This is a genomic window from Burkholderia sp. AU6039, assembly GCF_002223365.1.
Lineage (GTDB): Bacteria > Pseudomonadota > Gammaproteobacteria > Burkholderiales > Burkholderiaceae > Burkholderia.
On sequence record NZ_NKFK01000032.1, the window covers coordinates 1 to 732 of the forward strand.

Genomic DNA, 732 nt, shown 5'->3' on the forward strand with positions numbered 1-732 from the left:
AGCTGCTGCTGCTCGATGAACCGATGTCCGCGCTCGACAAGAAGATCCGCCAGAAGACCCAGCTCGAACTCGTGAACATCATCGAGAAGGTCGACGTGACCTGCGTGATGGTCACGCACGACCAGGAGGAGGCGATGACGATGGCCAGCCGCCTCGCGGTGATGAGCGAGGGCAAGATCGTGCAGATCGGCGCGCCGGGCGAGGTGTACGAGTTTCCGAACAGCCGCTTCTCGGCCGAGTTCATCGGCTCGACCAACCTGTTCGAAGGGCGAGTGGTCGAGGACGAACCCGATCACATCTTCGTCGAAAGCGACGACCTCGAAGCGCGCATGTACGTGAGCCACGGCGTCACGGGCCCGCTCGGGATGCCGGTTGGCATCTCCGTGCGCCCGGAACGCATTCACGTATCGCGCGAGAAGCCGGGCTCGAAACACAACTGGGCGCGCGGCGTCGTGACCGACATCGCGTACATGGGCAGCTACTCGCTGTACCACGTGCGCCTGCCGAGCGGCAAGACAGTCGTGTCGAACCTGTCGAGCTCGCACCTGATGAACGACAACGCGCCGGCGTGGAACGACGACGTGTTCGTGTCGTGGTCGCCGGCGAGCGGCGTCGTGCTGACGCAGTGAGGACGCCACGATGAGAACCTCTGCTTCCACGCCCTCCGCTCCGGTGTCGACCGGTACGACCGCCGCGCCCCAGGCGTACAAGCGCCGCGGCCGCCTTGCCGCG

At 65.4% G+C, this 732-nt stretch carries 1 protein-coding gene; it reads left to right on the forward strand.

The window, feature by feature from the left end:
• The coding region (locus tag CFB39_RS38490) for a TOBE domain-containing protein (RefSeq protein ID WP_144030403.1) at positions 1–629 on the forward strand (629 nt) is incomplete at its 5' end.
• Between the last annotated feature and the right edge of the window lie 103 nt (positions 630–732).